We start from the raw sequence: 19,596 nt of genomic DNA on the forward strand, positions 1-19,596 counted from the left end.
GGGCGGTTGAAAAACAGGTTCGCCAGTTATACGAAGCTTCCGGAGCGGCTCAGAAAGAACTGATGATTGATGAAGCGGCTTTCACGGAACGGACATGTATAAAAGAGGGGAGAACGGCGACAAGCTGAGGACCCGAGTTTTGGATTTTATAACCGCAGCCCTTCATTGGTACGAAGTGTTAAAAACAGGCCGCCTTCATTCAGATGGAGGCGGCCTGTTAGGGTACGCCCAGCATGGGCGTCATCTATACGGTGAAAGTCCGGAATGGGGGCTGGCAAGCGCCTACCATTAGCCAAGAGCAAGGGTGTCCGTCGCGAGGTGGAATCCGAAGGAAGCTGGAGGCAAAAGCACGGCCTGAGGTACACGAATCCAATTTGAGGCGGCTGCAGCCGGATGAGTCACCACTACATGACAAAATCCAAAGCTGCCAAGGGCTGTAGCCGTAAACTTGGGCAGGCGCGGGCGGAAAGATGACGTTCTTATCTGGGGAGGCCTGCGGAACACGCGAAGTCACTTCGTAACCAGAGCCGGGAGGCTCTGCTGAATCCGCAGGAGTCAGCAGAGGCCATAGTACGCGAGTACGGGACGCCGGAAAACGGAAGGGCCGAACCGAAAGGAGAGAGGAAAACGATGCGTTCGCGCGAAGAGCAACGACAGCAGAATATCCCGCAAGGGAGCTTGCGGCAAAGAGAAGCGGTGAAGCCGTCAGGGTATGCCGGAGCGCCGAGTTCTTCGTCGGCACAAGCCGCCCCCTCCTCTCGCGAAGACCCTAGCGACTTGCTGGAGCGAATGCTCGAAGGAAAGAATCTTCGAGACGCTTACAAGCGTGTCGTCCAAAACGGAGGAGCACCGGGTGTGGACGGTGTAACGGTAGCCGAGCTACAAGTTTACCTGAAGACCTATTGGGAAACGGTGAAAGCCGAACTCCTCGCGGGAGCCTACAGACCCGCGCCAGCCAGACGGGTGGAAATCCCCAAACCCGGAGGCGGCGTAAGGCTGCTCGGCATCCCGACCGTAATAGACCGATTCCTCCAGCAAGCGCTTCTGCAAGTAATGAACCCGATCTTCGATGCGGAATTCTCCCCGCACAGTCACGGTTTTCGTCCGGGCAAGCGAGCGCACGATGCGGTGAAGGAGGCCCAACGCTACATCCAGAGTGGACGACGATGGACGGTAGATATGGACTTGGAGAAATTCTTTGACAAGGTAAATCACGACATGCTCATGGCCAGAGTGGCGCGGAAGGTAAAGGACAAGCGTGTCCTGAAACTGATTCGAGCCTACTTGAATGCCGGGGTCATGGAGAACGGCGTGTGTCAGAGGACGGAAGAGGGGACACCGCAAGGCGGCCCGCTGAGTCCGCTCCTCGCGAACATTCTGCTGGATGATCTGGACAAAGAATTAACTCGTCGCGGTTTGCACTTCGTCCGCTATGCGGACGATTGCAACATCTTCGTCGCAAGTAAGCGCGCGGGAGAACGTGTCATGGAATCGGTAACGCGCTTTGTAGAAGGAAAACTACGACTGAAAGTGAACCGAGACAAAAGTGCGGTGGCAAGACCCTGGAACCGGAAATTCCTCGGTTTCAGCTTTCTAAGCAACCGCGATGCGACGATTCGCCTGGCTCCGAAGACGATAGAGCGCTTCAAGGAGAAGGTGCGAGAACTAACATGCCGAACCCGTTCTATGGCGATGGCAGACAGGATAAACCGGCTAAACCGCTATTTGATGGGATGGCTAGGTTACTTTCGGCTTGCGTCAGCGAAAGGGCACCTCGAACGCTTCGACCAATGGATTCGCAGACGGCTTCGTATGTGTCTGTGGAAGCAATGGAAACGAGTCCGCACGCGTATCCGCGAACTCCGGGCGCTTGGCGTACCAGAATGGGCTTGTTTCGTGATGGCCAATTCGCGTCGCGGCGCATGGGAAATGTCTCGAAACACGAACAATGCCCTTCCGACCTCCTACTGGGAGGCGAAAGGGCTGAAAAGTCTGCTTTCTCGCTATTTAAGTCTTTGTTAACTTTTCGGAACCGCCGTATGCGGACCCGCATGTACGGTGGTGTGAGAAGACGGGGGCTAGCCGCCCCCCTCTTACTCGATTATTTTCGCGAGGGGACTAGTCTTTGTAGCCACTTTCAAACAGCTTCTCGATCTGGGTGGCCATATATTTCGGCGAATTCGACATTTTCTGCTCGATCCACCATTCAATCATGCCGACGAAGGCGGAAGTCATGAACTGTGCTTGCAGTTCGATGGGAATGTCTGTACCAGATGGCGGATTGCGATCCAGCTTGCTTTTCATGTTCGCGGATATGATCGTTGTCAAATGCTTCCGAAACATAAGCGATTTGGAGGTGGTCAACATGGCCGAAAAAAAGTCGCTATGCTCCTTCAAATATTCAAATAACGGAACCAGTTCATCGCGGATGCGCGTCTGGCTGTCCGGATCGCAAAAGCCGATCATGTTTTGGATATGCTCCTCGATCAAGGTATCCAGCAAATCGTATTTGTCGCTGTAATGTAAATAGACGGTTCCTCTGTTGACATCGGCCAGGTCCGCAATCTCATTAATCGTAATGCTCTCCATATCTCTTGAATAAAACAGTGTGAGAAAAGCTTGGTGAATCGCTTTTCTCGTCTTGACAACGCGTCGATCCAATTTCACTGCACTCGACATAGGCGGACCCCCTTGAAATAATAATCACTTCGGTATCAGATGTTGATTATGCGATAAAACCTTGCACATTAACCATTGAAAAGCTGCTTCTGATTTTTATAATAATAGACATAAGACGATTAATCAACATTCGTTTTATAAAAGACGAAACGAAGGGTGAGTAGAGATGGAGAATATTCAATCGAAAGTGGTCATCGTTACGGGAGCTTCCAGCGGGATTGGCGAGGCAACGGCGAAGATGCTGGCGGGATACGGTGCCAAGATGGTATTGGCGGCACGGAGAGAGGATAAGCTGAAACAACTCGCGGATGAAATCAAGCAGGCGGGCGGCGAAGCGCACTTTCAGAAGACCGATGTGACCTCCCGGGAGGACTTGCAGACGCTTGCCCAGTTGGCCGTGGATACGTACGGCCGGGTGGATGTTCTGGTGAACAATGCAGGCATCATGCCGGTATCGCGTCTAAATGAATTAAGAGTCGATGAATGGGACCGCATGATTGACGTTAATATCAAAGGGGTGCTTTACGCGATTGCTGCTGTCTTGCCGATCATGAAGACACAGAAATCGGGGCATGTAATCAATGTCTCTTCCGTCGCTGGTCATGTCATGAGCCCGGCTTCCGCTGTATACGGCGCGACCAAATTTGCGGTCAGAGCGATTTCGGAGGGCTTGAGGCAGGAAGAATCGCCGGAGTTCGGCATCCGCTCCACCAACATTTCTCCCGGTGTCGTGGCGACTGAATTGCTCAATGGCATCACCAGTCCTGAAATCATCGGCATGTCGGACTGGGTTCGCAGCCTGAGCATTTCGGCGGACCGAATTGCCAAAGCCATCGCGTATGCCATCAACGAGCCCGAGGATACTTCGATTAATGAAATGATTATCCGGCCGACGATTCAGGCGCAGTAAGTGCGCTGGATTTATCGAGGGGGCAACTCACTCTCCACATACCGGGCAAATAACGGCGAACAGACACGATTGCTCGCATGGGGTTCTCACGCGGCTCTTTCCTATGATTTTCGAGTAATTCCTGACGTTGAGGAATCGTCCCCTCTCCTTCAACCGCCAAATTGGTGAATCGTTGCAGATTGGCTATGCTAGTTGAATGATCGGGAACATGTCCTGTAACCCTAAACGTCCAAATCCATCATGTTTGATACCCACTGTCCGAAGTGTTCAAACCTTCGTGACATGTAGAGAGTGTTAGCACCCTTGATCTATAAGGAATTAGGATGATTTAGTGAGGGGATTGGGGACGAAAAGGGGACGTGAGCTATTCACGTCCCCTTTTCCCTGATAAGGTGATTTCATATTTATCGCAGCAGCTTGATCTACTGAACGAAGTGCATGCCCATAGATGTTTATCGTTGTATTGATATTGCCATGCCCAAGACGCTCAGAGATGTTTTTAGCATGAATTCCCTGGTTGATCAACGATGTAACAGATGTATGTCGAAGATCGTGAAACGGATATACCTAAGGTTGTTCTTCTTAATAAAAATGCGTAACCACAAGCAGGGACGCTGTTGATGAAATGCTTTTCCGCCAGGGTTTCCTCCGTGCAGCTCTTTTTATTGTTGAAGTAACGAAGAGTTAGCAAAATAAAGAGCCTCAATATAGAGGTCACAAATGCCTTTAGTTAACCCAGTCCCCTTGAATGCCCCTCATTTGCGGTTCTATCATCTTGGAAAAAGTGTTGTTTTTTCCGGGTATGACTAAAATTGAAAGCTATTAATGGCGAACAACTTAAACATCCTTAGCACGGTATCCCCCTAGCTAAGGCTACTTAAGTTGAATTTGACGTCATAACGCGAAAATTCCCGGCACACAGTCTTACGGCTGCGGTTTGCCGAGGAACCCAAAGGTCATTGTTGATTCGGACTTTAAACGTTATTGCCGTTAGCAAAAAAAGTCGCGCGTTTCTTGGCGCGCCTTAGGCGTTAACACGCGATCGAGCTCTTCATTCAGCCAAATCAATGACTTGTTGCGCAACGTATTGCGCATGCTTTCCTCGGCTTCAAGCATCGTTAAGTTAATCACGCAGGGAGTGACTCGAGCGCATGCCGCAAAATCTTCATCACGGCAGATATAGCTGTTATTTTTGATATTTTTACATTGAAAAATGGGAGTGGCGCCTTCAACGGCTTCTACGACATCCCAAAACGTGATATCCGCAGGAGATTTGGCTAGCTTATAACCGCCTTTTGCCCCGGGAACAGAGCTGACGATACCGGCTTTAGTTAATTTGCCGAAAATCTTCGACAGGTACGTTTCCGAAATGCCTTGAAAAGCAGAGAGTTCTTTGATTCCAATAGTAGCATCGGCCGGAATATCGATTAAATATACCAAACAATGCAGTGCATATTCGACGCCAATACTATACTGCATGCAAACACCTACTTTCTGGACGCAAAAGTTGATATTAATCCATCTTAAGTGGATTTTAGAGCCCTTGTCAAATAGGGGGGTGGGGGAACTTGTAAGCAGAATTCCACTTGATTGTTAGTTGACAACCCCGAATGAATGATTTATATTGTAGATGAAGTTAATCGACGATAAATATTATCGACGTTATGCTTCGCTAGGAAAAATGTCCCAATCACGGAGGAGATTACGATGGAAGTTAGATTCAACTATGTCGATCCAAGTACAGGCGCTTTGTAAACGATGTTGAAGCTGGAAGGATTCATCGGGTTGGACGCGAAGATGTATCAACACATCAAGTTCAGAGCCTCGCAAATTAACGAATGCGCTTTTTGAATCAACATGCTCACGCAAGCGGCACGGAAAATGGGCGAGTCGGAACAGCGGATTTATTTGCTGAACGCATGGCGCAGAATACGTAGCAATTATTATGGCAATCAATCCCATCAATTCATGGAATCGAATCGCCATCTCAACGGGGATGCTTCCTGAACAGAATTAACACAAGGAGAAAACAGCCATGTTAACCGTTTTGTATGTAACCGCGCATCCGTTCGACAAACGCGCATCTCATAGTTTGTCGGTAGGCGACGCATTTATTCAAGCCTACCGTGAAGCGAACCCAGCGCATAATGTTACTTATTTGGACCTCTATCGAATAGATATCCCGCAGCTGGATGCCGAGGTGTTGACGGGTTGGAACCAGTTGAAGAGCGGCGGTTCTTTCGATCAATTGAGTCCGGGATCTCAAGCCAAAGTGGCCCGTCTGAGCGAACTGGTCGAGCAGTTTCTCGCTGCGGATAAAATCGTCGTCGCCAATCCGGTTTGGAATTTCTTGTTCCCGCCCGTGCTGAAAGCTTATATCGACGCCATCTGTATTCCCGGAAAAACGGTGAAGTACGCGCCGGAAGGCATTATTGGTTTAGCATCCGACAAAAGGCTGCTTCATATTCAGTCATCCGGCAGCGTCCTTTCCGAAGGTCAATGGGCAAGCTTTGAATTCAGCCACCGATACCTGGAGGCTATATTCAACTACATGGGCATAACCGCAATCGAATTTATTGCTATCGAGGGCACGAAAGCGTCGCCGGAGCGAGCCGCTTCTAATAAAGAACAAGCGGTTCAACAAGCGCTCGACCTAGCCAAACGCTTCTGAAATTCAATGTGCGCTACTCAATTAGGAGTCCAAACAGAGGCATCATGAAATATTCCTTGTTTGTTTTGGCTGGTGCGTGCAGTTACGGATTATTATCCACGTTTGTAAAGAAAGCCTATGCGTCCGGCTTCCAGGTCGGCGATGTTGTTGGAAGCCAAGCACTTTTCGGCGTCATGATGCTGTGGATTTTGGTGCTCGTCTCCCGGAAAACCGCCAAGCAAACCGCAGCGTCGCGAAGATTATCCGTAACCAGGCGTCAAGCGTTCGCGCTTATGGCCGTAGGCACAACTACAGGTATGACCGGCATGTTTTATTATGCGGCGCTTCAATATATTTCCGCGTCATTTGCAATCATTTTGTTGTTTCAATTTACGTGGATGGGCATTTTGCTGGAAGCGTTGGCGGAGCGCAAACGTCCCGGCAAAGAGAAGATTTTATCGCTCGTCATTTTGTTTGCCGGGATTATGATGGCAAGCGGCTATTTGGTCAGAGGGCATACAGCGGTTTCCTGGATCGGCGTTGCGCTTGGTTTGTCGTCGGCCGTTACCTATGCGCTTTTCATCTGGTTCGGCGGCAGAACTGCCAAGCAAGTCGCTCCGATCACGCGAAGCGCGATTATGCTGTCCGGCTCGTTTATACTCGCCATGCTGGTGTTTCCGCCCCATTTCCTTATTAACGGTTCTTTACACGAAGATTTATTGCCGTGGGGGCTGCTGCTGGCGCTCTTCGGGACCGTCATTCCGCCATTGTTTTACGCTATCGGCGTGCCGCGCGTCGGCGGCGGATTGGCGACGATCCTGAGCGCGGCTGAATTGCCTGCGGCCGTAATGATGTCGTACATCGCACTGAAAGAGCCGGTGACCGTGCTGCAATGGTTCGGCGTCGGAATCACGATGGTCGGCATTGCCCTGCCCGAGATGATGAAGCGCAGGAAAAAGCAAGTGGCATGACATAATTGAATCTTGGAATGCAGTCCATGATGGTTAGTCGGTTCGGGGGGGCTCATTGAATGATGCATCGTGTGGCAGGAGATACTCTGTTTGTATGAAAAAATTAACACATTCTTTATGATTTGGCCAAAAAACTGAAGGGGTGTATCGACAAATGGAAATGAGACTGAATTATATGAAAGTGCAGCCGGAGTCCTTACAAACGCTTTTGAAATTGGAAGGATACGTGAAGAAAAGCGGTCTTGACCATAATTTGTGGGAGTTGATCAAAATTCGTGCCTCGCAGATCAATGGCTGTGCCTACTGCCTGGATATGCATACGAAGGATGCCCGTGCGATGGGAGAGACGGAGCAACGGTTGTATATGCTTAACGCATGGCGTGAAGCTCCGTTCTATACAGAAGCGGAGCGGGCCGCGCTGGCATTGACGGAAGCTGTGACCAAGATTTCGGAAGCTGGAGTGCCGAAGGCGCTGTACGAGCAAGTCCGCAACCATTTCGACGAGGGGCAGTTTGTTGATTTGATTATGGCGATTAATGCCATTAACTGCTGGAACCGAATAGCAATCTCAACAGGCATGGTACCTGGCGATTATCAGCCAGCTGCACGTAAATAACAACGAAGGCGATCACCCCGTACATCGACGATGTACGGGGGGATTGATCGTAGTCGAAACCGAGGGACAAATGAGCTACAGGATACTTCTATTCTATCTGAAAGTTCTGTCAGCGCTTATCTGCAACTCATCGACTGTTTGTTGTTACGAATGGTATCCCCCCACACGCAAATACAGCGATTAAAGACGTTGGGTTTAGTGCGAAAGGAAGTCCTCAGTACATCCCTCATCAACATTACCCCTTAAAGGGTTAGGATTTCTATTCTTTTCCGATTACTACCGACAAGTCAACAATATAAACTATGAAACCGCCGTATACCGAACGGTATGTACGGTGGTGTGGGAGGTCCGGCTACTCAACTAATGAGTAGCCCTCTACCCTTATTCGGTGACAAGTTTTCGAGGTTGTATTGCTTCGAGGACTGTGAGTGCTGATCTTGTGAGAAATTATTCGTCCGACCTGCTGGTTGAATTTTATTGTGCATAGTACATTTCTAACATGTCCCATAACTGCTCGGCAACATTCTGCGGTGATAGGGGCATCTTGTTTTTGATCCACCACTCCACGACGCCAACGTATGCTGATAACATAAATTGAACGGCAACCTCTTTGTTGCCTTCCTCGTAGTTCCTGCTTACTTTCAATCGTTCCATTATACCGTTCTTGATAATCTGAATAAATTGCTCTTTAAAACAAGAAATTCCTTTATTGGTGATAACAGTAAAATAAAAAGAAAAGTGTTCCTCAAAATAAAGGAACATCGATAGAAGAGATTGATCAAAATCCAATTCCTCATCCGGAAGTCTCGATAAAACGCAAAATTTCAACATATTGCTTAAATGATCTTTAATCGCTCTGTCGAGCAAATCATATTTATCCGAATAATGAAGATAAACTGTGCCCCTGTGAATATTAGCTCTATTCGAGATATCGTTAACCGTAATCGTATCGAAATCTTTTTCGGACATCAATTCAATCAGGGCTTGATAAATTGCTTCCCTTGTCTTGATAGTTCTTCTGTCTACTTTTGACATGGTGTTATGACCTCCCCCTCGGCTTATATTTCTGATCAAATTTGAATGATGTGTCAATTACATGACACAAATCACATTTTTGAACATTGAGCTGCAGTATGGACTCTTTATAATGTAAATCAATACATGTGAGTTAATCAACAGAAGTCATCTAATCATGTTGAAAGTATAAACATGTAGAGCTCTAAAAAATTACGGAAAAGAGGCGGAATGATCATGAAAATTGAAGTTTGGTCGGATATCATGTGCCCGTTGTGCTATATCGGCAAAACGAATTTAGATAACGCACTAGATCAATTCGGTCAGAAGGATCAAGTAGAAGTCATCTATAGACCGTTCCAGCTATTCCCTGATGCTCCCAGCAATACTGGAAAAAATTATTATGATTGGACAGCTGAGATTCATGGAGGCGGAATGTCCCCCGACTTTGTAAGAGAAGGTAATAAAGCGGTGGTTCAGATGGGCAAAAATATTGGCCTCACCTATAATCTTGACAAATTGATTCCGTCCAATACGACAGATGCTCTACGCGTGGAGATTTTTGCTCAGGGACAGGGCAAAGCAGCGGCATGGCTGGCTTCTGTTTATAAAGCTTACTTTACTGATGCTTTGGATATCAGCGATCATGGGACACTTGCTATGTTAGCTGGCGAGAGTGGTCTTGACGCTAGTGAAGTTCTTGCTATGCTATCAACGGATCTATACAAGGATACGGTCAAGAATGAGCGCCTAAACGGTTCTAGAAGGGGAATTACCGGAACACCGTACTATATTTTCAATGATAAGTATGCCGTCTCCGGGGTAAGAAGCAGTGATGCATTCCTCGATGTTATTGTGCAAGTTTGGAGAGAGGAACATCCTCTGCAGATGATTGACAATGGGGCAAACGGAAATTTCGAGGGCGGTATTTGCGGCGAAAACGGCGTGTGCAGCATATAAATTGATCCACATTCTTAGAGTCGATTACAAATGAATTGAGCCTTAATGGCTGATAATCTGATTTGTAAAAAAAATTCACCATCACTATTTCACTTTTACCAACAGGGGAGTAAATCTAAAATGAAGACTAATTTTGAACAGATCTTTGAACCTTTGACCTTTCGTTCAGGTGTACAACTCAGAAATCGGGTGCTTATGGCACCGATGACCAACTCCTCCTCTCATGAGGATGGAACCGTGTCAGAGCAAGAACTGGCTTATTATCGAGAGCGGGCAGGGGGGCGTCGGTGCAGTTATCACAGCTTGTGCACATGTTACGCCGGAAGGTAAGGCTTATGTAAACGAACTCGGTGCGGATAGGGATGCTTGTATTCCTGGCTTGGCCAAACTTTCGCGCACGATTCAAGATCAAGGATCGAAGGCGATTTTACAAATTTTCCATGCTGGGAGAATGACATCGCAAGATTTAATTGGCGGGCAGCAGCCGATTAGCGCCAGCGCAATCGCAGCAGCACGTCCGGGCTCGGTTATCCCGAGGGAAATGACAGAAGAAGAAATCCTTGACATCATTAATGCTTTTGGCGAAGCAGCTCGCAGAGCCATTGAAGCAGGCTTTGACGGTGTCGAAATTCACGGCGCAAATACGTACTTGATTCAACAATTCTTTTCCCCTCATTCCAATCGTAGATCCGATCGGTGGGGAGGTACAATAGAAAAAAGAATGGCGTTTCCACTTGCCATCATCCAAAATGTGAAACATGTTGTCGCTGCCCATGCCAAAGGGCCGTTCGTCGTCGGGTATCGAGTATCTCCTGAAGAAGTAGAAAATCCGGGCATTACCATGGAAGACACGTTGCATTTGGTGGACGCTTTGGCCGAACAGGAGCTTGATTACATTCATGTGTCGGTAAGAGGCTTTTGGGACGGATCAATTCGGGATAAGGAAGACACCCAATCACGCATCCTTCGCATTCAAGAAATGGCAGATAATCGAGTCACCATAATTGGAGTAGGAGGGCTTTCTTCACCAGAAGATGTCGCTAAGGCCCTAGACACCGGAGTATCTTTAGTGGCTTTGGCTCATGCTATCATTATGGAGCCAAAGTGGGTCGAAAAGGTTCTAAGTAATCAGAGTGCCGATATCCGAACGACCTTGCCGAAATCGGCTCAAAAAAGAATTGGTCATACCGGATTCCATGTGGAATTTGCTTTTAAGTGTGCCGGGCTGGTTTCCGGTTGTGTAAGCAAGTTACCCAGGCACATTGTAATCAGCCATGTAAACGATATTAAGAAGGAGTTGTAGCCGTTCTTTATGCGGCTTCGAGGATAAATAAGGCCCGCAGACAGAGTGGTATCTGCGGGCTTCCTTATAGATGTTTCAGTCATCTGCACTGCAGTAGTCGGTAACGAACCGCAGTTCGCGTTCACGCGCGCCCATTTCGTCCGAACTGTGGCGCTGTATGATTGCTTGTACTGAACATACGCGAAACCATCTGGGAAATCTTCGCCCGGCGTGACCAGTTGCTGCGCAGGCTCAAGTAGCCGCCAGCGCCGCGGGCGAGCCGGAGCGACCGATGCCAGCTTCCGGCTTACGTTTCCGCTGCAAACCGCCTTTACTGCCCGTGTAGTTTTACCCACATTTTGGTTAAAACTTGGAAATGTAAATATCAAAAGACAAACGATCACCTATCTGTTCCGTTTCTCGCTTTCCTCTACGTTAGGGCTGTTGGTGTGGTTGGTCGTCCTCGTGCGCGCCTGCGCCTTTGCCGAACGCCTCGCCTAAGCGTTCGAGCGCGATGAGAAGCGTATACAGGAGCGGAAGTAAACAGTATCACGAGTTCGCAAGGCTGGATCACGGAACTGTCAACGGACGCGCTACGCGACCTGTTCAAGCTGTGGCGTGATTGGTCGGAATAGCAAGACCAGAATGGCAGCAGGGTCGTCTTGAGAACCACCAATCTATCGGCACGTCAGCAAAGAACGTGATATAGCCGTAATTTTCAAACGGCTAGGAGTGGCAGATTATCAGCGGCGCGGAGTACTTCGGCGGCAGCCGACTGCCGTCCCAAGAACGCCGGGCGCGGACTAAGCTAATAAATGTTTGAAGCCGGTATACACTGCGACTGTCGTAGTATGAGTGGAATCGGGCCGAACAAGCGCTGAGGGAAGGAACTTTTGAAACGATGACAGAAACGATGTACTATAGTTGACAAGCTTGACTCAAAGAGTTATATTGCAGATGAAATTGATCGGCGATATGTTTGATCTCCGTTGTACCTGAAGAAATAAATTGCGGAGGAAATCATCATGCAAGCTAGATTTCACTACACCCAAAATAATTCCGGATCGTTCCAAATTATTCCGAATCTGGAAGGGTTCATTAGGTCAATTGGGTTGGAGCCATCAATAGTTGGATTCTAATGGCGATATTGTCACGAATGGGGACCAGGTGATAAAGCCGAAATCCCTGAACATTTTTTGTACAGGGATTTCATCATAAACAAAATGATGGAGGAAAAATGAGATATAAGATTCTATTATTTGATCTGGATGATACATTGCTGGATTTCGGCGCGAATGAGGTGGATTCATTAACCCAATTGTTTCTTCAATATGGATATACATTTTCGGATGAGTTGTTTCAACTATATAATTCTGTAAATAAACAATTATGGACTGATTATGAAAATGGAAAAATTCCACTCGATGTTGTTCTGAACTCCAGATTCTCGGAAACGATGTTGAAGCTGGGAAAAGTCGTTGACGGCTTGGAATGGGAAGGTTTATATAGAGAACTGTTGAGTGATGGAAACCAACTGCTGATGGAAGGCGCAATGGATGTCTGTCATCGCTTATCTAAAACCCACCGAATGTTCATAATTACGAATGGTATCACCCACACTCAAATCAAACGCTTGAAGAAGTCGGGACTATATGACTTTTTCGAAAATATCTTTGATTCACAAAGCATTGGTTATCAAAAACCGGCAAAAGAATTTTTTGATTACGCGATAGGTCATATCTCAGATTTTCATAGAAAGGATGCGCTTGTCATTGGAGATTCGTTAAATACGGATATCAAAGGTGGTCTTCTGTCCGGCATTGACACTTGTTGGATCAACAGAACGGCGCAGAAATGCCCGGCAGAAATTAAAAGCACATATACGATTTCAAGCTTAACGGAGCTAATTCCCATCTGCTAGGCTGTATAACAATCGTGTGTGCCACTTCAATTACCACGTTTTGGTGAATATATAAAAACCGGTAAAACACCGAATTTTATTAAATCAAATTGGGATTATCCGAAAGTGCATACAGATTGCGTGCGTAAGCCATATACCGACTGCTGCTCATCCACACACTTAGTTTGGCAATGGCTGCTTTGCTCCCGCCAAAGGATTAATGGCGTTATTCGGGATTAGTGGTTTAGAAATTATTCTGTTATGTATCGTGATGGCGATAGTTGCTGTGATTTCCTCTCCCTTCGGTATCTTGGTCTCTGGCGCGAATACGGGCGTTGAAGTGAAGGCCTCTTTGACGAGAGCACCGGCGAAGAAACAGTTGAACACGTTTGCATGTTACCGTTATTAGCAAAACAACAGAGCAGCAGAATAGCAAGCTGACTTCTATCATTTTACCGAAGGACAGGCAGACTTAATGAAGGAACTGCTATCGGAGGAATTTCACTCGCTTATGTTTGCGATTTTTGGCATATATTGACGCTGGTTTGGAACGGAGGAGCGTTAAGCCACTCAGCATGATCTGCCTGATGGAATACGAGGAATTGAGGCCGTCAAATTGGCGTTGATCGTTTAGGTATCCATACAGACAGCCAAGGCCAGGCAGGACAACTATACTGATTGCAGTTATCTCGTGCAGTGGGTTTACAACTTGGCAGTTTACCGAGAACCGCGGCGGAGCGGGCACGGTACTGCTTGGAAGAAGGACAAGAAGCGATATGCTTATTAAACAGAAAGTTTAAAATCATGCCACATAAACACACTGAGGTAAACAGTCGTTCCTCTCTTCTCCCCCGGAAAGCGAAAACTCTCGGATATATGGAAAATAGCCTGTAAAAACTAACGTTTTCTCAACCATTGGATTGTTATAATTTATTAACAGGTTGCGCAACCTTGATAAAAAACTTAAATTTAAGGAGTTACGAAAATGGTACTTACAAGAACAAAGGTAGTTGGTATTGCACTTGCAGGGATTATAGCTTTAGGAGGCACTACTGCATTTGCAGCAACAAATTATTCACTCACCGAAGTCAAAGGTGTGAATCTTGAGGAGATTGCAGCCAACTCCCCAATGGTTGATGCAAAAGATTTGAAAGTAACGGGTGAAATCCCACAGACTGGAAAGGATCAGTTGGCTGGCAAAACGACGGACCCGGCAGAAAAAGGACAGTCTTCCATCTCCCTCACCAAAGTCAAAGGTGTGAACCTTGAAGAGATTGCGGCCGATTCCCCAATGGTCGATGTAAAAGTAAAGGTTGCGGGCGAGATTCCACAGACAGTCAAAGATCAATTGGCTAGCAAAACGACATCAGCAAGATAACCATTTTACAGAAAAGGTGGGCAGCTGACACTGCTCGCCTTTTCTGTTATAAATATGGAGGATTTCATGAAGATATTGCTCGTTGAAGATGAAGAGGAATTATCAACAATTATTGATCGCGGGCTTCGTAAACGCGGGTATGCTGTCGACAAAGCCTATGATGGAGAAGAAGCACTAAACTACTATTCTGTAAATGTATACGATGTGATTATACTCGATTTAAATTTGCCCCAAATTGGTGGTTTAAAGGTTTTGCAATACATCAGGCGAAAGGACAAGGAGACAAAAATATTGATTTTGTCCGCCCTTAATGCGATAGAAGATCGGGTGACGGGGCTGGATATGGGGGCCAACGATTATTTGACAAAACCGTTTGATTTTTTGGAGCTAGAAGCAAGAATACGAACCTTGTCACGTATCGTATATATTCAACAGGGGAATGAACTTACCTGCAATGGACTTAATTTAAATATGGCAACAAAAGTGGTTTCTTTTCGTGAAACTAAACTTTCTCTTACGAAAAAGGAATATTCCATTTTGGAATATTTGATGCTTCACAAGGGACAAGTGATTAGTACGGAACGATTATTAAATCACACGGTTGATAGTGATGCCGATCTGTTTCCTGACACATTAAAGTACCACATTCATTCTATAAAAAAAGAAATTTGTAAAAGCTCACTGTAATCAAGAGTTGATCCAGAATGTTCGCGGTAGGGGATATAAAATCGAGGAGGCGGCAGAATGAAATTTGCAAGCAAAGTATCGTTAAGAATGCGTATAACTTTCCTTGCGGGAGCTATTTTAATATTTTGTTCTGTTATCCTGACCATAACCTCTTCCTATAATGCCCACTCGCAATTTTCCAGGTTAACGTATGCTGGTCCTATTTCTCCCAAAGTTATAACCATGGATAAAAATAGTTTAATCGATGTAGGATCAACTCCCAATGTGACATTAACTTCATATGCAGTTACTGCAGCAAAGAAAAAATTTGATACAACCAGTATGATTATTCTTGCTATTATTTCTGTGCTTGGCATGGGAATGGTGTATTTCGTCGCAGGCAGGTCCCTGCGTCCAATCCATGAATTGAGCAAAACGATTTCCATCATTACCGAGGATAACTTGCAGCAGCGCATTCCAGATGAAAAAAGAAACGATGAAGTTGGTGTGCTGGGAAATTCATTTAATAACATGCTTGACCGGCTGGAAAAATCGTTTTTAAGACAAAAGCAATTTTCCGCCAATGCTGCTCATGAACTAAAAACACCATTAGCAACAATTCACGCAGGAATACAGGTTCTTCATCTAGAGGAGAGTCCATCATTATCCGAATACGAAGAAACTATTGAGACGACAGAACGAAATGTGAGAAGATTGATGGCGGTGGTAGATGATCTAATGAGCCTTTATGACGAACGGGAGGAATTCGATACCACTGCCATTAACCTGCAGGATATGTTTGAATCCATTTGCAGCGAGCTCCGTTCGTTTCTTGATGAAAAGCATATTGAAATTGAACTTTACTGCGGACTCGGGACTGTGCAAGGTAATCAAGTCTTACTTTACAGAGTTTTCTTCAATTTGTTAGAGAATGCAGCCAAATACAATAAGGTTGGCGGTAAAATCCGAATTGAAACCAAGGTAGAAAATGAAGTGGGCCAGATTATTATATCAGATTCAGGCAATGGTATTCCGTCAGATGAGCTGCAGCAGATTTTTGAACCATTTTACCGTGTGAATAAATCGCGTTCCCGAAAAACGGGTGGTGTAGGACTTGGTTTATCCATTGTAAAAACAATCATTGAGAAACATGGATGGAAAATTTCAGTTGATAGTGTACTCGGCAAATATTCAGTCTTCACTATAAGATTTGCGGCATGACCACCAAGTTTTTTGCTGGGATATGTAACAATAAGTGTAGTTGTATAGCAATCAAAGGGAGCGATGGCAGAACGTAAATTAAGTGCATTACAAAACTGTCAAGAGCATGTGCTCTTTTAGCAACGATGCATTCGGAATTCCTAAAAAAACTACAGTTAGACCCGGTGATGTTAGAAACCCAACCATATCCAAATTCCCCACAATCGTATTCCAATTGTCCTCATGCGGAGTTAACCCAGAGTTTTTGAAATATTATCAATGATAGGTCAATTACCTATGGTTTAACAAATGGGTTCACTGAGCCAAAAACTTCTAAGGACTTCGTGTATTTGAAAGAAGGGAATATCTTGACTAAATCGCTCATATCAAATTTTATTGCGGCTCCTCCATTGCCGTTCAGAATAACTGGAATTGATTTTAGCCGCCTATCAGTATTGCTACCGCTACATATGCCTGTTCGCCGATATTGAGAAGATCGAGTCGGGCGAAATTGTTCTAAACAGCTTGAATATGTTGGTCAAGTATCAACGCTTCGTATGGCGCGAGTCGAAGAAAATCATGCATCATGGTGCTAAATTGATCGGTTCGCTGGACTACGAGACAGACAGGAGAAGTGTATTGCACACAAGAAATCCAATATACCGCTCAAGTATGCAAGGGCATCAGTCTGTTCTCACCTTGTTGTATCTCCCGCCCTATAGCCCGAAGCTGAATTTTGATCGAAGGACTTTGGGCTTTGTGTTCAACTATAAATCTCTAATGCCGAATATATAGATACTTATTTAGCCCCATGGACCGTATTTAGGTGTAGCCTCTAAAGAAAATTGAAAGGCTGCACCTTTTGTATACGTGCAGTTTGGAAAGTGAAATGAAAATTACCAGCGGCTACCCGATTTGAACTCCAAAATGAAATGGTTAGTAGAAGGTCGTCCTATTCTTTGACCTTCCGGCTTTCCCAAAACATTTTGAGAGGAGAAATCATATGGTTCCTGCCTTGTTTCGGGATTCCGCACACGAATCCTTTTACTATCGTATGTTGGCTGAACGTCAATGTACGGATAGTTATCATCGGTCATTATTCTATACGTTGGGTATTTCGAAAGACACACGCGCGCATATCCAGGAAGTCTTCGATTTTTCCAATGGTGGTATCAGGCCGGAAAGCTTGTCAGCCTCATGGCAAACGGGAAGCTCAATCCGAACGTGCCGACTCGCATTCAATCTCTGGAATGGCTGGAGCCAAAACGGCGAGGAACGCTATTTCACCCCGCATGATCTGTTCGATTGTGGCTTTGCCCCCTACTTTTTTGAAGCGATTCGTCTCCGCCATCCCGATTATTGCCGCAATCAAGTCCCTTCCTTCAAGCCCAAGGCGGAACGCAGCCGTTAAGGCAAGGAGGAGTGTGCTATGAAAACCATAAAAGTCAGGATGATGGTCAAGTCCATCAAACGGATAAACAAGCGGGCGCGCGTTCTGACACGGGCAGTAGCGATACGAAAACATACGGCCCGATATAAGGACGATGAAAGCACTTCTTCTTCCTCGGAGCAGATACAGGGTCGCATCTATGCCAACGTACATCGAACTGCGAGTACGATGATCCGAGTTCCGACGATGGGAGTAGTGAAAATCAACCGACGCTGGCATTCTCGTGTTCGCTTTCAACATGATCGCCGAACTATTAGGGTGTATGCACAGCAACCACCCATGATTCAAGTCCGGTTGCAACGAATGCCATTCAATGGGACAGGCCCGAGATTAGCAAAGCGAAAGAGAACACTCCCCCCAGGTTGAAGAGACAGCCCGGCATGTAAGAAAGAAACAACCAGCCGACAAGAAGAAGGGGATTGTCCCCAATCCTCCAAGACCCAAGCGCAGTTACGACGAAAAATCAAAAGTTTATGCGCCGCGACAGAAGCGTATGGCCGGGGCCGCTCGGTCCTTTTCAGGAACTTTGAAAAGAAACAGAAGTATTCGTCAAAAACGCTTTTCCGTAAAAGGCGTGGCTCCTTCCATAAAAGTAAGCCGATCCGTCGGTCAGGTAACAAGCCAGAGGGAGAAGCGTTCAACTCAACAACTGGGGATGATTCAAGCTGCCATCCAAGCGCGCCATTCGATCCAGTGGTCGCGTGCTGCCGCTCAGATGAATCTCCGAATGGCTAAATTGCTGATCCGAGCGATTGCGTTGCTTGTCAAAGGACTGTCGGCCATGCTGGGAATCAGCAGTTCTGTTATTATTCTGCTGTGTATCATCATGATTGTAGCCGCGCTGCTTTCTTCCCCGTTCGGTATTTTTGTCGCTGACGAAAACACAGAACCTGATACGAAAAAGCTGGTTCAGATCGTGGAGGAGATGAATGCCCAATTTGCCGCCCGCATAGCGAGCGTGCAGCAGGCCGCTGGAGAAGTGGATCGCGTCGAAATTGAGTATGCTGGCAGTGCAGACAATACCCGAATTGATAATTGGCCGGACGTACTGGCTGTTTACGCGGTAAAGACATCAACTGACAGCGCGGCTGGTTTGGATGTGGTCACCATGGATCGCCAGCGGGAGGAACTGCTTCAGTCTGTGTTTTGGGATATGAACCAGATCGACTCGCACATGGAAACATTGGAGTTTACGAGGACCGCCGCTGTTGAACAGAGCGATGGAAGTGTGGAGGTACAACCGGTGAAGGAGGAGGAGCGTGTCCTGCAGCTTTTGATTTCGGCACGGACGGCGGAGCAGCAAGCAGCGATCTATAGTTTTTCAACGGAACAGGTTGATTTGATGAATGAACTCCTGTCGGAAGAATTTCGTCCCATGATGATGGCCATACTTGGAAAGAAAAGTGATACCGGGTTAACCTCCGAACAGTCAGCAGCGGTGATCACCGATTTGCATGCCGGTGTGCTTGGAAGCCAGGCTGTCGAACTGGCGTTAACCCGTTTGGGTGATCCGTATAGCCAGTTAAAAGCGGGTCAGGATAACTACACGGATTGCAGTTATCTTGTGCAGTGGGTATATCGGCAATTAGGCGTTGATGTGCCCCGAACGGCGGCAGAGCAGGCGCGGTTTATCGTGGATAATGGATTTTCCCTTACCTCCGATGAGCTAATGGCGGGCGATTTGATTTTCTGGAGCTACGAGCCGAACGGAAGGTTTATGGATATTACGCATGTTGGCATCTATGCCGGTGAAGGCAAGGTTATCGACGCTTCCTCCAGTCGATTGCAGGTCGTTTATCGGAATGTATTCGATACCGATTTTCAAGTGATGTATGGGAGACCGTATGTTCAAGATTGAAGCATTTTCGGTTATTTTGTAAGGTTTTATATACAGTGACATATGAAAAGCGGCACATTTCA

16 protein-coding genes and 2 pseudogenes are annotated in these 19,596 nt (G+C 46.5%); 14 read left to right on the forward strand and 4 right to left on the reverse strand.

The annotated features are described in order from the left end of the window. Window positions 1-630: 630 nt before the first annotated feature. A complete protein-coding gene (gene ltrA, locus OMP40_RS14005; protein ID WP_277532109.1) occupies window positions 631-2,022 on the forward strand; it encodes a group II intron reverse transcriptase/maturase in 1,392 nt (463 codons plus the stop codon). A 96-nt stretch (window positions 2,023-2,118) separates the two neighbouring features. Here the strand turns inward: ltrA and OMP40_RS14010 are convergent, their stop codons facing one another. Next, window positions 2,119-2,679, reverse strand: coding sequence for a TetR/AcrR family transcriptional regulator (locus OMP40_RS14010; RefSeq protein ID WP_277532111.1), 561 nt, complete (start codon window positions 2,677-2,679; stop codon window positions 2,119-2,121). Between the two features lie 166 nt (window positions 2,680-2,845). On the opposite strand from OMP40_RS14010, the gene OMP40_RS14015 reads away from it, so the two are divergent. After that, window positions 2,846-3,589, forward strand: a complete 744-nt coding sequence (locus tag OMP40_RS14015) for an SDR family oxidoreductase (RefSeq protein ID WP_277532112.1) — start codon at window positions 2,846-2,848, stop codon at window positions 3,587-3,589. A 318-nt stretch (window positions 3,590-3,907) separates the two neighbouring features. On the opposite strand, the gene OMP40_RS14020 is transcribed toward OMP40_RS14015, so the two are convergent. Next, complete coding sequence (locus OMP40_RS14020) at window positions 3,908-4,114, reverse strand: hypothetical protein (protein WP_420871931.1); 207 nt, start codon at window positions 4,112-4,114, stop codon at window positions 3,908-3,910. A 465-nt stretch (window positions 4,115-4,579) separates the two neighbouring features. Continuing rightward, window positions 4,580-5,068: an RrF2 family transcriptional regulator gene (locus OMP40_RS14025; RefSeq protein WP_277532114.1), complete on the reverse strand. Its 489-nt coding sequence runs from the start codon at window positions 5,066-5,068 to the stop codon at window positions 4,580-4,582. 279 nt (window positions 5,069-5,347) lie between these two features. Here OMP40_RS14025 and OMP40_RS14030 point away from each other — a divergent pair. From OMP40_RS14030 to OMP40_RS14045, 4 genes and pseudogenes are all read left to right on the forward strand, one after another. Next, window positions 5,348-5,606, forward strand: a pseudogene (locus OMP40_RS14030) (carboxymuconolactone decarboxylase family protein). Window positions 5,607-5,624: 18 nt separating this feature from the next. Beyond that, window positions 5,625-6,260 (forward strand): FMN-dependent NADH-azoreductase, encoded by a 636-nt coding sequence (locus OMP40_RS14035; RefSeq protein ID WP_277532116.1) that lies wholly within the window; start codon window positions 5,625-5,627, stop codon window positions 6,258-6,260. A 44-nt stretch (window positions 6,261-6,304) separates the two neighbouring features. Then, window positions 6,305-7,210 (forward strand): EamA family transporter, encoded by a 906-nt coding sequence (locus OMP40_RS14040; protein ID WP_277532118.1) that lies wholly within the window; start codon window positions 6,305-6,307, stop codon window positions 7,208-7,210. 154 nt (window positions 7,211-7,364) lie between these two features. Beyond that, a complete protein-coding gene (locus OMP40_RS14045; protein ID WP_277532120.1) occupies window positions 7,365-7,826 on the forward strand; it encodes a carboxymuconolactone decarboxylase family protein in 462 nt (153 codons plus the stop codon). A 474-nt stretch (window positions 7,827-8,300) separates the two neighbouring features. On the opposite strand, the gene OMP40_RS14050 is transcribed toward OMP40_RS14045, so the two are convergent. After that, window positions 8,301-8,861 (reverse strand): TetR/AcrR family transcriptional regulator, encoded by a 561-nt coding sequence (locus OMP40_RS14050; protein WP_277532122.1) that lies wholly within the window; start codon window positions 8,859-8,861, stop codon window positions 8,301-8,303. A gap of 216 nt (window positions 8,862-9,077) precedes the next feature. Here OMP40_RS14050 and OMP40_RS14055 point away from each other — a divergent pair, with 216 nt between their 5' ends. The 8 genes and pseudogenes from OMP40_RS14055 (at window position 9,078) to OMP40_RS14090 (ending at window position 19,534) form a co-directional block, all read left to right on the forward strand. Beyond that, window positions 9,078-9,800 carry a DsbA family oxidoreductase gene (locus OMP40_RS14055; protein WP_277532123.1) on the forward strand — a complete coding sequence of 241 codons (723 nt, stop codon included), beginning with the start codon at window positions 9,078-9,080 and terminating at the stop codon, window positions 9,798-9,800. A gap of 120 nt (window positions 9,801-9,920) precedes the next feature. Next, a pseudogene (locus tag OMP40_RS14060) lies at window positions 9,921-11,044 on the forward strand (NADH-dependent flavin oxidoreductase). Window positions 11,045-12,319: 1,275 nt separating this feature from the next. After that, window positions 12,320-13,003 (forward strand): YjjG family noncanonical pyrimidine nucleotidase, encoded by a 684-nt coding sequence (locus tag OMP40_RS14065; RefSeq protein WP_277532124.1) that lies wholly within the window; start codon window positions 12,320-12,322, stop codon window positions 13,001-13,003. A 964-nt stretch (window positions 13,004-13,967) separates the two neighbouring features. Further along, window positions 13,968-14,360, forward strand: coding sequence for a hypothetical protein (locus OMP40_RS14070; RefSeq protein WP_277532126.1), 393 nt, complete (start codon window positions 13,968-13,970; stop codon window positions 14,358-14,360). Window positions 14,361-14,426: 66 nt separating this feature from the next. After that, the gene (locus OMP40_RS14075; RefSeq protein WP_277532128.1) at window positions 14,427-15,047 is read left to right on the forward strand and encodes a response regulator transcription factor; all 621 of its coding nucleotides are present in this window, start codon (window positions 14,427-14,429) and stop codon (window positions 15,045-15,047) included. A 57-nt stretch (window positions 15,048-15,104) separates the two neighbouring features. Further along, complete coding sequence (locus OMP40_RS14080) at window positions 15,105-16,247, forward strand: sensor histidine kinase (RefSeq protein WP_277532130.1); 1,143 nt, start codon at window positions 15,105-15,107, stop codon at window positions 16,245-16,247. 982 nt (window positions 16,248-17,229) lie between these two features. After that, window positions 17,230-17,637 carry a DUF6075 family protein gene (locus OMP40_RS14085; protein WP_277532132.1) on the forward strand — a complete coding sequence of 136 codons (408 nt, stop codon included), beginning with the start codon at window positions 17,230-17,232 and terminating at the stop codon, window positions 17,635-17,637. 565 nt (window positions 17,638-18,202) lie between these two features. Next, window positions 18,203-19,534 carry a C40 family peptidase gene (locus tag OMP40_RS14090; protein WP_277532134.1) on the forward strand — a complete coding sequence of 444 codons (1,332 nt, stop codon included), beginning with the start codon at window positions 18,203-18,205 and terminating at the stop codon, window positions 19,532-19,534. Window positions 19,535-19,596 lie beyond the last annotated feature (62 nt).

The organism is Cohnella rhizosphaerae (assembly GCF_029525575.1).
GTDB classification, from domain to species: domain Bacteria; phylum Bacillota; class Bacilli; order Paenibacillales; family Paenibacillaceae; genus Cohnella; species Cohnella rhizosphaerae.

Coding starts and splice junctions, on each gene's coding strand:
- ltrA (WP_277532109.1), top strand. CDS start 631: ATGCGTTCGCGCGAAGAGCAACGACAGCAGAATATCCCGCAAGGGAGC.
- OMP40_RS14010 (WP_277532111.1), bottom strand. CDS start 2,679: ATGTCGAGTGCAGTGAAATTGGATCGACGCGTTGTCAAGACGAGAAAA.
- OMP40_RS14015 (WP_277532112.1), top strand. CDS start 2,846: ATGGAGAATATTCAATCGAAAGTGGTCATCGTTACGGGAGCTTCCAGC.
- OMP40_RS14025 (WP_277532114.1), bottom strand. CDS start 5,068: ATGCAGTATAGTATTGGCGTCGAATATGCACTGCATTGTTTGGTATAT.
- OMP40_RS14035 (WP_277532116.1), top strand. CDS start 5,625: ATGTTAACCGTTTTGTATGTAACCGCGCATCCGTTCGACAAACGCGCA.
- OMP40_RS14040 (WP_277532118.1), top strand. CDS start 6,305: ATGAAATATTCCTTGTTTGTTTTGGCTGGTGCGTGCAGTTACGGATTA.
- OMP40_RS14045 (WP_277532120.1), top strand. CDS start 7,365: ATGGAAATGAGACTGAATTATATGAAAGTGCAGCCGGAGTCCTTACAA.
- OMP40_RS14050 (WP_277532122.1), bottom strand. CDS start 8,861: ATGTCAAAAGTAGACAGAAGAACTATCAAGACAAGGGAAGCAATTTAT.
- OMP40_RS14055 (WP_277532123.1), top strand. CDS start 9,078: ATGAAAATTGAAGTTTGGTCGGATATCATGTGCCCGTTGTGCTATATC.
- OMP40_RS14065 (WP_277532124.1), top strand. CDS start 12,320: ATGAGATATAAGATTCTATTATTTGATCTGGATGATACATTGCTGGAT.
- OMP40_RS14070 (WP_277532126.1), top strand. CDS start 13,968: ATGGTACTTACAAGAACAAAGGTAGTTGGTATTGCACTTGCAGGGATT.
- OMP40_RS14075 (WP_277532128.1), top strand. CDS start 14,427: ATGAAGATATTGCTCGTTGAAGATGAAGAGGAATTATCAACAATTATT.
- OMP40_RS14080 (WP_277532130.1), top strand. CDS start 15,105: ATGAAATTTGCAAGCAAAGTATCGTTAAGAATGCGTATAACTTTCCTT.
- OMP40_RS14085 (WP_277532132.1), top strand. CDS start 17,230: ATGGTTCCTGCCTTGTTTCGGGATTCCGCACACGAATCCTTTTACTAT.